This is a genomic window from Frateuria terrea, from assembly GCF_900115705.1.
In the GTDB taxonomy this organism is placed as follows: Bacteria; Pseudomonadota; Gammaproteobacteria; order Xanthomonadales; family Rhodanobacteraceae; genus Frateuria_A; species Frateuria_A terrea.
In genome coordinates this window covers 578,547-591,730 of record NZ_FOXL01000002.1, presented here as the reverse complement: position 1 = coordinate 591,730, position 13,184 = coordinate 578,547, and the positions used below count along the sequence as shown (strand labels likewise).

Genomic DNA, 13,184 nt, shown 5'->3' with positions numbered 1-13,184 from the left:
GCCAGCGCCCGTCGCATCGAAAACGGGTGTGTCGAAGTCCGTCCTACGGATTCTTCGGGCGCTGCTGCAGCCAGCGGTCCAACTGATTGGCAAAGGCCTGCCGGTCACGGGCGTGGAAGGCCGACGGGCCGCCCGTGTCGACGCCTGCGCCGCGCAGCTCGTCCATGAAATTGCGCATCGACAATCGCTGCGCGATGGTCTCGCGGGTGTACAGCTCGCCGCGCGGATGCAATGCCAGCGCGCCCTTGTCGATCGCCTGCGCGGCCAGCGGAATGTCCTGGGTCACCACCAGATCGCCCGCCGCCAGCCGTTGCACGATCTCGTTGTCCGCCACGTCGAAGCCGCCGGCCACCTGGAGCGCGCGCACCCAGCGCGTGGCCGGCTTGCGCAGCATCTGGTTGGCCACCAGCGTCACCATCACCTGCGCGCGCTCGGCCGCACGGAACAGGATCTCCTTGACCGGGCCGGGACAGGCGTCGGCGTCGACCCAGATCTGCGGCGCCCCGCTCACGTGCCGTTCCAGTGCAGCAGGCCGTCGACCACGGTGCGCGCCCGCCCGCCGACCCAGATCGCATCCGGCTCGATGCGCGCCAGCAGCCGCGCGTCGTGGCCCATCTCCCGGCCCTGGCTGATCGCGTAGCCGCGCGCCAGCGGGCCGTGCGGCTCGGCGTGGGCGATGTAGGCGGCGATCAGGCCGTTGGCGGCACCGGAGGCCGGATCCTCGACGATACCCACGCCGGCGGGGAACGCGCGCACCACCAGCTGGTAGTCGCCCGAATCGCTGCGCGCGAAGGCGCACAGGCCCATGCTGTCGGTCGCCCGTGCCAGCGCTCCGATCGCGCTGTGGTCGGGCAGCCAGCCGCGCAGGCTGGCCTCGTCGGCCACTTCGGCCAGCCACCAGCGTCGGCCGCCATCGACCAATGCCGGCGGCAGCTTGCCCAGTTCGATGCCGCCGAGCGTGGCGGCGAGCAGCGGATGCGCCTCGCGGCCGGTGGCAACCACGCGCTCGCCGGGCGACTTCAGCAGGAGGTCGCGTGCCTCGCCGTCGCCCTCCACGCGGATCGGCAGCACGCCGGCGCCGCATTCCTGCCACAGCGTTCCGTCGACCGGCTGCGCCAGCCCGCAGGCCAGCGCCGCGTGCGCGCTGCCCACGCTGGGATGGCCGGCGAAGGGGATCTCGCGCTGAGGGGTGAAGATGCGCACGCGATAGCTCGCCCGCGGCGTGGACGGTGGCAGCAGGAAGGTGGTTTCCACCAGCGCGGTCCAGCGCGCGAAGCGCTGCATCTGCTCATCGCTCCAGCCGCGCGCGTCGGTCACCACGCCGAGGTGGTTGCCGCCGCCGCAAACAGCGGCAAAGACGTCCAGATGCAGGTAGCGGATCGGTGCCATGCGGGTCCGAGGGGAGCGGGCGGATAAAGGCGCGCATGATACGCCGTGATGCCGCAGGCGTCGTAAGCGCGGTCGACAAGCCAGAATGCCGGCGCCAAGATGGGCGGTCTGCCGTTCCCCGAGGAAGCCCAGCGATCATGCTCACCCTGGCCATCATCGCCGTCACCTGCGTCGTCTCGTTCCTTGCCTTCAACAAGCCCAAGCTGATGGACGACCTGATCCTCTGGCCGCCGGCGATCCAGCGCCACCGCGAGTACCACCGGCTGGTCACCTACGGGCTGGTGCATGCCGACTTCGGCCACCTGCTGTTCAACATGCTGACGTTGTTTTTCTTCGGGCGGCTGATCGAGCAGTTCTACACGGCCGAGCTCGGAAGGCTGGGTTTCCTGCTGTTCTACATCGGCGGCCTGGTGGCTTCGATCCTGCCGACGTATCTGAAGAACCGGCGCAACCCGAACTATCACAGCCTGGGTGCCTCCGGAGCGGTGTCGGCCGTGCTGTTCGCCTTCATCCTGCTCTCGCCGTGGTCGCGCATCATCGTGTTCGTGCTGCCGATGCCGGCGATCCTCTACGCCGTGCTCTACGTCGGCTATTCGATCTACATGGACCGGGTCGGCCGCGACAACATCAACCACAGCGCCCACCTGTGGGGCGCCGCCTATGGCGTGGTCTTCACCTTGCTGATAGAGCCGCGGGTGTTCACTCACTTCCTCGCGCTGCTCATGAATCCACGCCTATAGGAGGGCCATGCCCACGCCGCAAGACCACCGGCGGCCGTTTTTCGTCGTACTCAACCGCCGCTCCGGCAGCGGCGATGCCGATGCGACGGAACAGGCCATCCGCGCGGAACTCGATGCCGCGTCATACCCGTACCGGCTTTACTGCGTACGGCATCCGCGCGAGCTGGGCACGCTGGCGGCCCAGGCCGTTGCGGCGGCGGAGGAGCAGGGCGGCACGGTCGTGGTGGCCGGCGGCGACGGCACCATCAACGCAGTGGTACAGGCGGTGCTGCCGAGCGGCCTGCCGCTGGGCGTGCTGCCGCAGGGCACCTTCAACTTCTTCGGCCGCTGCCACGGGTTGCCCGAGGGCGATGTGGGCGCGGGCGTGCGCGGGCTGCTGGACGCGCGCGAGGCCCGCGTGCAGGTCGGCATGGTCAACCACCGGGTGTTCCTGGTGAACGCCAGCCTGGGTCTCTACCCCGAACTGCTGGAGCGGCGCGAGCTGGACAAGCGCCGCTTCGGCCGGCACCGGCTGGTCGCGCTGCTCTCGGGGTTGCGCGCGCTGCTGGGCGACTATCCGGACCTGCGCCTGTCGCTGTGCGGAGACGGGCGAACCCAGCTGCGCCGCAGCACGACGCTGGTGGTGGGCGACAACCGGCTGCAACTGGCCGATATCGGCATCGCCGAAGCGGAGGCGGTCGAACGCGGCCGGCTGGTCGGCATCGTGCTGCCGCCGCTGGCGCGCTGGCGGATGATCCTCACCGCGGTGCGCGGGCTGTTCGGCCACCTGGGCGACGTCGACAAGGTCGACAGCTTCGCGTTCACGGAGCTGGAAGCCACGCTGCCGCATCGACGGCACATCAAGCTGGCGATCGATGGCGAGATCACCCGGCTGCCGCTGCCGTTGCGCTTCCGGGTCGCCCCGCAGCCGCTGCGGCTGCTGGTACCCAACCGGCCGGACTCTGCATGAGCGTGCTGCTGCACATGTCCGATTCCCACTTCGGCACGGAGCGGGCGCCCGTGCTGGCGGCGCTGCGTGCCCTGGTGCATGAGGTCCGGCCGGCACTGGTGGTGCTCTCCGGCGACCTGACCCAGCGCGCGCGCGCGGCGCAGTTCGCTGCCGCGCGCGAATTCGTCCAAAGCCTGCCGGGGCCGCACCTGGCGATTCCCGGCAACCATGATATCCCCCTGTTCGACCTGGGTTCCCGGCTGTTGACACCTTATGCCCGCTACCAGGCCGCCTTCGGCGACGAGCTTGAGCCGGCGTGGTCGTCCGCGGAGTGGCTGGTGCTGGGGGTCAATACGACGCGCTGGTGGCGTCACAAGCAGGGCGAGGTATCGGCCCGGCAGGTCGACCGGGTGGCGAGGCGCCTGCGCGCGGCGGCGCCGGAACAGCTGCGCGTGGTGGTGGTGCACCAGCCGATGGGGGTGATCTGCCATTCGGACCGGCGCAACCTGCTGCGCGGGCATGCCGGCGCAGCCGATGCATGGGCCGCCGCGGGCGCCCAGCTGGTGCTGGGGGGGCACATCCACCTGCCTTACCTGTGCCCCTTGCCCGCGCCGGCCGGCCGGCCGCTGTGGGTGGTGCAGGCCGGCACCGCGGTGTCGCGTCGCGTGCGCGGCGGCATTGCCAACTCGGTGAACCTGTTGCGTCGCCGTGGATCGGACGCCTGCGCCGTGGAACGTTGGGACTACGACGCCGCACGCGAGGCATTCGTCTGCCACCAGTGGCATGCGCTGGAGCTGCGTGGCCAGCCCGAGGGCTGAATGAGCAGCCGTTTCATGCGGCAATCGCGCATGACAGCGGAAGATGCCCGCGCAATACTGGACGTGCAGGTCTTTCCGCCGCGTAGGTTGAGCATGCCAACGCGGCAAGGCTGCATCGACCACCCGCAGGAGTGATGACGCATGGCAACGACCCGCACGTCGGCCGCGAAGAAATCCGCGGCAAAGAAGGCTTCCTCTGGCAACAGCGTGGCGAAGAAGAGCGCCGCGAAGAGGGCCGGCATCAAGACCCCGGTCAACCGCACCGCCGGTTCGGCCGCAAAGAAGGCCGCCGGCAAGGGCACCGCGACCAAAAAGGCGGCACCGAACAAGACCGCTGCGAAGAAGGTCGCAACCAAGAAGGCCGTGGCGAGGAAGGCAGCGCCAAAGAAGGCCGCTGTGAAGAAAACGGCACCAAAGAAAGCCGCGGTGAAGAAGGCGGCAGCGAAGAAGGCACCCGCGAAGAAAGCAGCCGTAAAGAAGGCCGCTTCCACGAAAGTCGCTGCGAGGAAGGCCGAGCCCCAAAAGGCCGCTACCCGCAAGGCCGCACCGGTGAGCGCGCCGACGAAGATGGCGAGCAAACCTGCAGTGAAGGGCGCTCCCGCCGGCAAGCCCAGCAGGCCGGGCGCTGCCAAGCCTTCCGCCCGCAAGGGTGCGGCACCCGGGAAGGCTCCGGCGACCCAGCACATCAGCCCGGAAGAAGCGGTCGCGCACATCCAGGCGCTGCTCGATGCCAAGCATGACCGCTCCCGCGCGGCCAACCGCCCTGCAGATGGGCAACCACAACCCAGAGGCGAGTCGGCCGTGCATACGCCTGACAGTCCGCAGCTGCCCAGCGACGCGCCCAAGACCACCATCCCGGTCCATACCGGACAGCGCGGCGCCAAGATCTGAGGCCGCCAGGCCCGTGCGTCGCGTCCGTGCCGGAAGGGGCGGGCGCGACGCTCAGGGCGCATTCAAATCATCCCGACTAGCGTGGCATCCGTGACAACAGTCACGGAGGTAAGCCCATGAAACGCATGTTTGCAGGACTGGCGCTGGTGCTGGGCACGGCCGCGCTGTCGGGCTGCTAATACGATCCTGGCTATAGCTACGTGCGCAGCAACGGCTACCAGGGCGACGCCTACTACGGCGAGGGTCCGTCGGTGATCTACCAGCCGGACTACTACGGATACGGTGGCTATTACGGGCCTGGCTGGGGTTATGCACCGGGCGTGAGCGTCGGCATCAGCGGGACCTGGTATCGCGACTCGCACCATTACCGCGGGCGCGACTGGGGCCGCGGTCGTTATCACGATCGCGACGACCGCCACGATCGCGACGACCGCCGCGACCGCCGCGACCGGGACGGCGACCAGCGCGGGCATGATCGCGGTGATTGGCGCGGCCGCCGCGACCGCGACCACGATCGCCACTGACCTTGCAACCAGCCGCGCGGCTCGTGCGCGGCGCGCATGCTTGGCACAATCGCGGCATGCCTTCACCACGTCTCTGCGGGCGCGCCCTGCGCCTGGCCACCACCGCGCTATGCCTGCTGCTCGGCGGCTGCGCCAGCCTGCGCTACTACGCGCATGTGGCGCATGGGCAGACCTCGTTGCTGCTGCATCGCCGGGCGATTGCCAGGGTGGTGAACGATCCGGCCACCGATCCGGTTCTGGCCAGGCGCCTGCGGCTGGCTGCGCAGGCGCGGCGGTTCGCTTCCGCGCAGCTGGATTTGCCGCGTAACCGCAGCTACACCAGCTACGTCGACCTGCATCGTCCCTATGTGGCCTGGAACGTGTTCGCCACGCCGCCCTACTCGGTGGAGGCGGTGCCGCAATGTTTTCCGATCGCCGGCTGCGTGGCCTACCGCGGCTATTTCGATCAGGCCCGTGCGCAGGCCCGTGCCGCGCAGCTGAAGGCCGGGGGCGACGACGTGTGGATCGGGCCGGTGCCGGCCTATTCGACCCTGGGCTGGTTTGCCGATCCGATCGTCTCCAGCATGCTGCGCTGGGACGACGACGACGTGGCAGGCACGATCTTCCACGAACTCGCGCACCAGAAGTTGTACGTCAAGGGTGACACCGCCTTCAACGAATCCTTCGCCAGCTTCGTCGAGCAGCAAGGCTTGCGCGAGTGGCGCAAGGTACGCGAGCTGCCGCCGCCCGATGCGCGCGCGCAGGCGATCGAACAGGGCTTCACCGCACTGGTGCTGGAGCTGCGCGACCGCCTGAAGCAGTTGTACAGCTCCACCCATGACGCGACAGCGCTGGCACGCGGCAAGCAAGCCCGGATCGAGGCATTCCGCCGCCACTACGCCCAATGGCGGGACCGACGATGGCCCGGCGATCACCGCTACGACGCCTGGGTCGCCGCGCCCATCAACAATGCCCGGCTGCTGCCGTTCGGGCTGTACGACCGCTGGACCGGCGCATTTGCCCTCCTGTTCGACCGTGCGGGGCACCGGTGGGAGCCGTTCTACGAGAAGGTTCGCACCTTGGCCGATGAGCCGAAGGCGCAACGTGACCGCAGGCTGGACGGCCTGGTCGGCGGCGTGGACATAAGCGCACGATAAGGCGCAGGTAGGAGCATCGGCCGGTCCGCCACGGAGAACCGCCATGAACGCCACGTCCCGCTGGGTCTTCGCTGCATCGCTTGGACTGTGCACCGCCGCGGCGCTGGCCGCATCGACACCGCATTCGGGCTACCGCGTGCTGCACCGTTACACCCCTGGCGGCGACCAGGGCTGGGATTACCTGGCGGTCGACGCCGCCGCGCGCCGCGTGTACGTCAGCCACGGCGACCAAGTCGTGGTGCTGGATGCCGACGACGGCAAGACCGTAGGCCGCATCGGGCAACTCCATGGCGTGCACGGTATCGCCCTTGCCCCGGCCATGCACCGCGGCTGGATCAGCAATGGCCGTAGCGGCGAGGTGACCGTGTTCGACACCCGCACGCTCAAGCCCACCGCCACGCTCAAGGCCACTGGCGCCAATCCCGATGCGATCCTGTACGACCCGGCCAGCAACCGCGTCTTCACCTTCAACGGGCGTAGTGCCAATGCCACCGCGTTCGACGCAGCCAGCGGCAAGGCGCTGGCCACCATCGCTTTGCCGGGCAAGCCCGAATTCGCGGTCAGCGACGGCGCCGGCCACGTCTGGGTGAACATCGAAGACAAGAACCAGCTGGCCAAGCTCGATCCGAAGGCGGGCAAGGTGCTGGCGATCTGGTCGCTGGCGCCGTGCGAGTCGCCCAGCGGGCTGGCGCTGGACACCGCGCACCGCCGCCTGTTCTCGGTCTGCGACAACCGCACCATGACAGTGCTGGATGCCGACGATGGTCATCGCGTGGCGAGCGTGGCGATCGGCAATGGCCCCGATGCCGCCGCGTTCGACAGCCGACGCGGCCTGGTCTACAGCGCCAATGGCCAGGACGGCACGTTGACGGTGGTGCACGAAGACGACCCTGACCACTATCGCGTGCTCGCCACCGTTCCCACCCAGGCCACCGCCCGCACGCTTGCCCTGGATCCGCACACTGGCCATCTGTTCCTGTCGGCCGCGCAGTTCGCGGTGCACACGGAGCAGGGCGGCCCGCACCGTCACCCGTCCGTGCTGCCGGGCAGCTTCACCGTGCTGGAGGTTGGGCGCTCGCCTTGAGCCGCCAGGGCGCCGCCTCCATCGTGGGAGGATGAGCGACACCACCGTTCCCCGGTTCTTCGAGCAGTTCCCGATGCGTCGCGTGCGCGAAACCGTGCTCGATGCCGTGCTCGCGGAGCCGGACGACGGCCTTTCCATCCTGTTCCTGTGGGGGCGCGACTGCCCCAACTGCGACATCGCCAAGGGCGCCCTGCTGCTGGCGCGCGAACGCTTCCAGTGGTCGCGCGTGCGCTGGCTGCACGACAACGTCTATGAGGATCCGGCGATGGCCACGCGCTTCGGCCTGCATGGCATCCCGGCGTTCTTCGTGTTCTGCGGCACGCGCAAGCTCGGCCGCATCACCAGCTGGCCCAGTGCCGAGGCGTTCGCGCAGGCCATCGAGGGCCAGCTCGCCGCGCTGGCGCCGGCGCAGGGATAATGCAGGTTCCGATCCGGCCTGCCGGATCCCGCAAGGCATGCGCATGATCGTCCGCTCGCTGCTCGACACCGACCTGTACAAGTTCTCGATGATGCAGGTGGTGTTGCACCACTATCCGGCGGCCCAGGTCGAGTACCGCTTCAAGTGCCGCAACCCGGGCATCGATCTGGTGCCGTACATCGGGGAGATCCGTGCGGAGCTGGAGGCCTTGTGCAGCCTGCGCTTCACGCCGGAGGAGCTCGATTACCTGCGCAGCTGGCGTTACATCAAGAGCGATTTCGTCGACTTCCTGGGCCTGTTCCAGCTGAACGCCAAGTACGTCGACATCGCGCCCTCGCAGACCGCCGAAGGCGAGATCGAGATCCGCATCGTCGGGCCGTGGCTGCACACGATCCTGTTCGAGGTGCCGCTGCTGGCGATCGTCAACGAGGTGTACTTTCGCAACACCCAGCCTGGCCTGGACCTCGCGCAGGGGCGCGCGCGGCTGCGAGCGAAGATTGCATTGCTGCGGGCCGATCCGGAGTACGCCGACTGCCGCATCGCCGACTACGGCACGCGCCGGCGCTTCTCGCGCGAATGGCACGAGGAAGTGGTGCGTACCTTGCGCGACGGCCTGGGTGAGCAGCTGGCCGGCACCAGCAACGTGTGGCTGGCCTGGAAGCTCGGCCTCACGCCCCTGGGCACGCTGGCGCACGAATACCTGCAGGCACATCAGGCGCTGGGTCCGCGCCTGCGCGACTCGCAGCGCGTGGCGCTGGAGACCTGGGCGAAGGAGTACCGCGGCGACCTCGGCATCGCGCTGTCGGACGTCTATGGCCTGGACGCCTTCCTGCGCGACTTCGACATGTATTTCTGCAAGCTGTTCGACGGCACCCGGCACGACTCGGGCGATCCGTTCGCCTGGGGCGAGAAGGTGCTGGCGCACTACCAGGCCAATCGCGTCGACCCGCGCAGCAAGATCCTGGTGTTCAGCGACGCGCTGGACATGCCGCGGGTGATGCAGCTCTACCGGCATTTCCGCGGGCGCTGCCAGCTGGCCTTCGGCGTGGGCACCAACCTCACCAACGACGTCGGGCCGACGCCGCTGCAGATCGTCATCAAGATGGTCCGCTGCAATGGCCAGCCGGTCGCCAAGCTCAGCGATTCGCCTGGCAAGAACATGTGCGACGACCCGGCCTATGTGACCTATCTGCGGCAGGTGTTCGACATTCCGCCGGAGGCCTAGCCGCTAGGGCCCGATCGGGCCACTGCGGCGGCTGCGGACGCGCACCCGGCGGCGCGGTGCCTCGCGGCAGGCGGCGTAAGCCAGCAGCACGAGGGTGGCGAGCGCGACCAGGGCTGAAACGATGAGGTGCATCACGGCAGCATCTCCTGGACGGGATGCGTGCGGTAATGGCGATCGCTCATGTGCATATGCCCCCGCCGGCGTAGACTGCCCGACAAGCTACGGGAGCCCATGCATGAGCAGCGTCTACGACTTTTCCGCCCGCGACATCGACGGCCGGGAGCGCTCGTTGTCCGAGTGGCAGGGCCGGTGGCTGCTGATCGTCAACGTCGCCTCCAAGTGCGGCTTCACCCCGCAGTACGAAGGGCTGGAGACGCTGTGGCGGGAATGGCGCGACCGCGGCCTGACCGTGCTCGGCTTCCCCTGCGACCAGTTCGGCCACCAGGAGCCGGGCAGCGAGGCGGAAATCCGCCAGTTCTGCAGCCTCAACTACGAGGTGGACTTTCCGCTGTTCGCCAAGCTCGAGGTCAATGGCGGCGACGCGCACCCGCTTTACCGCTGGCTCAAGCGCGAGGGCAAGGGCGTGCTCGGCAGCGAGGCGATCAAGTGGAACTTCACCAAGTTCCTGGTCGGGCCCGACGGCCAGGTAGTCAAACGCTATGCGCCGACCGACACGCCGGCAAAGATCGGCGCCGACCTGGCCAAGCGACTGCAGGGTTGATCCGTCCTAGAGCGAACGCTCGCTCAGCTCGGCCAGCCACACGGCAATCGCGTCGACGTCGGCGCTGGCCGGCATTCCCGCGGGCGGTGCGTAGTCGTTGAGCAGAACCGCGAACGCCAGGTGTTCGCCCGCGGCGCTGGTGACGTAGCCGGCCAGGCAGGTTACATAGGTCATGCTGCCGGTCTTGGCGTGCACGTTGCCCGCGGCGGGCGTGCCGCGCATGCGCGGGGCGAGCGTGCCGTCGACGGCGGCCACCGGCAGCATGTCGCGCACCTCGGCGGCATCGGAACCGGCGGCCAGGAAGCTGAGCAGGCGCACCAGCGCGGCGGGCGTGGTCAGGTCGCGCCGCGACAGGCCGGTGCCTTCGCCGATCAGGCTGGCCGAAGGCGGGATGCCGATGCGGTCGAGCAGCTGGTGGAGAGCTCGGATGCCCCAGTCGGCGGCGCCGAGGAAGCCAGCCGTGGCGGCCGGATCGGCCGCCGCCGTGATAGCGGCACGCGTACCCGCCAGCTGCAGCAGGTTCTGCAGGTAGAGGTTCTGTGAGCGCTTGAGGCCCTCGCGCAGAATCATCGCCACGGGCGGCGAACGCACTTCGGCCAGCACGCCGGCGCCGGTGCGTAGCGCCGTATCCAGCTGCGGCCACCGCAATACCCGCAATTGGCCGTCGACCTCGATGCCGCGTTGCTGCAAGGCCTGCAGCAAGGCATTGCCGGCTGCCCGCGCGGGATCGGGAATGGCCAGGCGGAAGCTGCGCGGGGAAGACCGCGAGGCGATCGAGCCGAAGGCGTGCAGCAGGTCGCTGCCCGGCGTGCGGTAGAGGTTGATGTCCGCGGCGGTTCCGGCCGGCGAGGTGATGAGGCGGTTCTCCAGCAGCATCGCCGCCGACGGTCGATCGAAGGCGAGCTGCGCCAGGCGACCGTCGTGCGCGGCCGGCGCCACGGTCAGCCGCAGCTGGTTGTCGTCCACGCTCAGCGCCGAGGCGGGCGCAGCGAAGCCGCTCAGCAGGTCGGCGGCTTCCCAGCCGCTGCCGATGGGCGCGCCGGCAAAATAGGTGGCATCGGCGACCAGGTCGCCGCGCACGCGGCGCACGCCATGCGCCTCGAGTTGGGCCGCTAGCGCGTCGGCCCAATTGGCGGTCGATGGGGCGGTGCCGAGCGAGGGGTCGCCCATGCCGTAGAGCACCAGCGGTCCATCCACGCGTCCACGCCTGTCCGGCGCCGGCCCGAGTACCCGAGTGGGAATGCGATAGGCGGTGTCCAGTCCGCTCAGCACCAGCGCCGCGGTGAACAGCTTGGCGGTGGAGGCCGGCTGGAACAGCTTGTCGGCGTCATGCGCGTAGAGCGTGCGGCCGCTGTCCAGCGAGACCACCGCGATGCCCCAGCGCGCGGCGGCGAAGCGCGGCTGGTGGATATGCGCGTCGATTGCCGCCCGCGTAGCGGCCAGGTCCATCGCGCCGGCGCGCAGCGGCATCAGGACGAGGGTGAGCAGGGCGGGCAGCCAGCGCGGCAGGCGTTGCATCTTCATGCGCGCAGTATCGCAACCGCGCTGCCACTGCGCCGGTCGACGGCCTGTCCACGGCGACCTGTTAAGCTGGCCCATTCACTATTAGCGAGACCGCCATGCAGATCGCAGACAACACCGTCGCCTCCTTCCATTACACGCTGACGGACGACGAGGGCCGCGTCATCGACAGTTCCGAGGGACGCGAGCCGCTGACCTACCTGCACGGCACCGGGCAGATCGTGCCGGGCCTGGAAAAGATGATGGCCGGCCGCAAGACGGGCGACCAGTTCAAGGTCGACGTCGTGCCGGAGGAAGGCTACGGCCCGCGCCACGCCGAACTGGTGCAGGAAGTGCCGCGCGATGCCTTCCAGGGCGTTGAGGACATCCAGCCGGGCATGCAGTTCCAGGGCCGCGGTCCGCAGGGCGTGATGAACGTGACGGTGGTGCGCGTCGATGAGGACAAGGTGCACATCGACGGCAACCATCCGTTGGCTGGGCAGACGCTGCATTTCAACGTCGAAGTCACCGGCGTGCGCGAGGCCAATGCGGAGGAACTGGCGCACGGGCACGTGCACGGCCCGGGCGGTCACCATCACTGACAGGCGTTGAGGGCGGTCGGCGCCTGGCCGTTCCGCCCCCTCGATAGAAGGCCTCGACGACCTCGGCAAGAACCGGGGCGGGAGGGTCCCCGCCCGCTTCAGTACCAATCGAGCAACGACACGCCGAAGCCCAGGTAGGTGGCGTTGTGGTTGTAGTCGATCAGGCTCTCGCCGTAACCCTTGAACACCTCCATGTAGCCCCGCAGGTTGCCTGCCAGCGGGAAGCTCCAGGTGAATCGCGCGGCGCCATGGCTGCGACCGCCGCCGCGGAACGAGTGGCGCAGCATCATGCCGAACTCCTGCCCGTTCCACTCGTGCACGATCTGGATGTCGCCGCGGCCCATGTAGTCGCTGATGTCCGGATTGTTGTCGTCGGTACCGCCCTCGGGGATGCGCCACCACGGCCGCAGCATCACGGTCCAGTCGCCGCGCTCGAAGCCGATGTTGGCGACCACCCGGTTCCAACTGCGTGACAGCGGGTTGGAGCGGCCGTTGGACTGATGGTTGATGCCGATGCCGAGCAGACGCCCATCCCAACCAAGCAGCTGGTAGTGGGTATCGAACACCAGCATCGCCTCGGGCTCGTAGTTGGTCTCGCGGAACGGACGCGAGAGGCGGTTGTTATAGACCTGCCAGCGGGAGGACTGGGTGTAGCCCAGCCACAGGTCGCCCGCGTCACCGAACACACCCTGCCACAGCTTGGTCTTGAAGCTGAGCTGGAACTTCGACTCGACGTTGTCCAGCCGCTCCGGGTTGGTCACCGTGTTGAGCGGGTTGGGGCTTTGCGGGCGTTCGTTCTGGTTGCTGGTGGCAAACACCGGCATCAGGAACACCGGCTTGTAGCCACGCACGTTGAACGTGCCGAGCTTGGCCTCCGGCGACAGTTCCCAGCGGCTGTCCAGCAACGAGAGCGGTGCGTCTACGTCCGGGTTTTCCTGCGTGACCGGCTGGCCAGGGTTGCGGTCGTGGGCGAACAGGCTGGGCTGCGCCACGCTCTCGCTCTCACGCTTCTTCGCCACCGGCAGGTTGACCCGACCGGTGGCGTGGTCGTAGCAGGCCAGCCGTTGCGCGTCGCTCTCGATCGCGGTGCAGGCGCGGATGTCCATCGGGTTGGGGTTCTGCGCGTGCGCGGCGCACGCCCACAGGCCGCCGAGCAAGGCGAGCGTGGTGGTCGGCAGGGGCTTCATGGAAGCGTCGGTCCTCGATGG

16 protein-coding genes are annotated in these 13,184 nt (G+C 68.8%); 11 read left to right on the top strand and 5 right to left on the bottom strand.

What is annotated here, in order from left to right; all coding sequences use genetic code 11:
* Positions 1-43: 43 nt before the first annotated feature.
* Positions 44-511: a YaiI/YqxD family protein gene (locus tag BMZ38_RS02780; RefSeq protein WP_091333801.1), complete on the bottom strand. Its 468-nt coding sequence runs from the start codon at positions 509-511 to the stop codon at positions 44-46.
* Positions 508-1,389, bottom strand: a complete 882-nt coding sequence (locus BMZ38_RS02775; RefSeq protein ID WP_091333799.1) for a PhzF family phenazine biosynthesis protein — start codon at positions 1,387-1,389, stop codon at positions 508-510. Before BMZ38_RS02775 ends, BMZ38_RS02780 begins: the two co-directional genes overlap by 4 nt.
* A gap of 137 nt (positions 1,390-1,526) precedes the next feature.
* Between BMZ38_RS02775 and BMZ38_RS02770 the strand changes: the two genes are divergently transcribed.
* From BMZ38_RS02770 to pncB, 9 genes are all read left to right on the top strand, one after another.
* Positions 1,527-2,129 carry a rhomboid family intramembrane serine protease gene (locus BMZ38_RS02770; RefSeq protein ID WP_217638710.1) on the top strand — a complete coding sequence of 201 codons (603 nt, stop codon included), beginning with the start codon at positions 1,527-1,529 and terminating at the stop codon, positions 2,127-2,129.
* Positions 2,130-2,136: 7 nt separating this feature from the next.
* Positions 2,137-3,078 carry a diacylglycerol/lipid kinase family protein gene (locus tag BMZ38_RS02765; RefSeq protein WP_091333797.1) on the top strand — a complete coding sequence of 314 codons (942 nt, stop codon included), beginning with the start codon at positions 2,137-2,139 and terminating at the stop codon, positions 3,076-3,078.
* Positions 3,075-3,875 carry a metallophosphoesterase family protein gene (locus tag BMZ38_RS02760; RefSeq protein WP_091333795.1) on the top strand — a complete coding sequence of 267 codons (801 nt, stop codon included), beginning with the start codon at positions 3,075-3,077 and terminating at the stop codon, positions 3,873-3,875. Before BMZ38_RS02765 ends, BMZ38_RS02760 begins: the two co-directional genes overlap by 4 nt.
* Positions 3,876-4,016: 141 nt before the next feature.
* Positions 4,017-4,766: a histone H1-like repetitive region-containing protein gene (locus BMZ38_RS17465; protein ID WP_139202375.1), complete on the top strand. Its 750-nt coding sequence runs from the start codon at positions 4,017-4,019 to the stop codon at positions 4,764-4,766.
* 200 nt (positions 4,767-4,966) lie between these two features.
* Positions 4,967-5,290, top strand: a complete 324-nt coding sequence (locus BMZ38_RS02750; protein ID WP_245747155.1) for a hypothetical protein — start codon at positions 4,967-4,969, stop codon at positions 5,288-5,290.
* Between the two features lie 56 nt (positions 5,291-5,346).
* A complete protein-coding gene (locus BMZ38_RS02745) occupies positions 5,347-6,426 on the top strand; it encodes an aminopeptidase (protein WP_091334364.1) in 1,080 nt (359 codons plus the stop codon).
* Between the two features lie 43 nt (positions 6,427-6,469).
* The gene (locus tag BMZ38_RS02740; protein WP_091333793.1) at positions 6,470-7,510 is read left to right on the top strand and encodes a YncE family protein; all 1,041 of its coding nucleotides are present in this window, start codon (positions 6,470-6,472) and stop codon (positions 7,508-7,510) included.
* A gap of 31 nt (positions 7,511-7,541) precedes the next feature.
* Positions 7,542-7,928, top strand: coding sequence for a YbbN family protein (locus BMZ38_RS02735; RefSeq protein WP_091333791.1), 387 nt, complete (start codon positions 7,542-7,544; stop codon positions 7,926-7,928).
* Between the two features lie 43 nt (positions 7,929-7,971).
* Positions 7,972-9,153: a nicotinate phosphoribosyltransferase gene (pncB, locus tag BMZ38_RS02730; RefSeq protein WP_091334361.1), complete on the top strand. Its 1,182-nt coding sequence runs from the start codon at positions 7,972-7,974 to the stop codon at positions 9,151-9,153.
* A gap of 3 nt (positions 9,154-9,156) precedes the next feature.
* On the opposite strand, the gene BMZ38_RS18065 is transcribed toward pncB, so the two are convergent.
* Positions 9,157-9,288: a hypothetical protein gene (locus BMZ38_RS18065; protein ID WP_281243867.1), complete on the bottom strand. Its 132-nt coding sequence runs from the start codon at positions 9,286-9,288 to the stop codon at positions 9,157-9,159.
* Between the two features lie 100 nt (positions 9,289-9,388).
* Between BMZ38_RS18065 and BMZ38_RS02725 the strand changes: the two genes are divergently transcribed.
* Positions 9,389-9,874, top strand: coding sequence for a glutathione peroxidase (locus BMZ38_RS02725; RefSeq protein WP_091333789.1), 486 nt, complete (start codon positions 9,389-9,391; stop codon positions 9,872-9,874).
* A gap of 6 nt (positions 9,875-9,880) precedes the next feature.
* Here BMZ38_RS02725 and dacB read toward each other — a convergent pair whose 3' ends face one another.
* On the bottom strand, positions 9,881-11,398 hold the full coding sequence (gene dacB, locus BMZ38_RS02720; protein ID WP_245747154.1) for a D-alanyl-D-alanine carboxypeptidase/D-alanyl-D-alanine endopeptidase: 1,518 nt from the start codon (positions 11,396-11,398) through the stop codon (positions 9,881-9,883).
* A 95-nt stretch (positions 11,399-11,493) separates the two neighbouring features.
* Between dacB and BMZ38_RS02715 the strand changes: the two genes are divergently transcribed.
* Positions 11,494-11,976 carry an FKBP-type peptidyl-prolyl cis-trans isomerase gene (locus BMZ38_RS02715; protein WP_091333787.1) on the top strand — a complete coding sequence of 161 codons (483 nt, stop codon included), beginning with the start codon at positions 11,494-11,496 and terminating at the stop codon, positions 11,974-11,976.
* Between the two features lie 98 nt (positions 11,977-12,074).
* On the opposite strand, the gene BMZ38_RS02710 is transcribed toward BMZ38_RS02715, so the two are convergent.
* Positions 12,075-13,163, bottom strand: a complete 1,089-nt coding sequence (locus BMZ38_RS02710) for a phospholipase A (protein ID WP_091333784.1) — start codon at positions 13,161-13,163, stop codon at positions 12,075-12,077.
* Between the last annotated feature and the right edge of the window lie 21 nt (positions 13,164-13,184).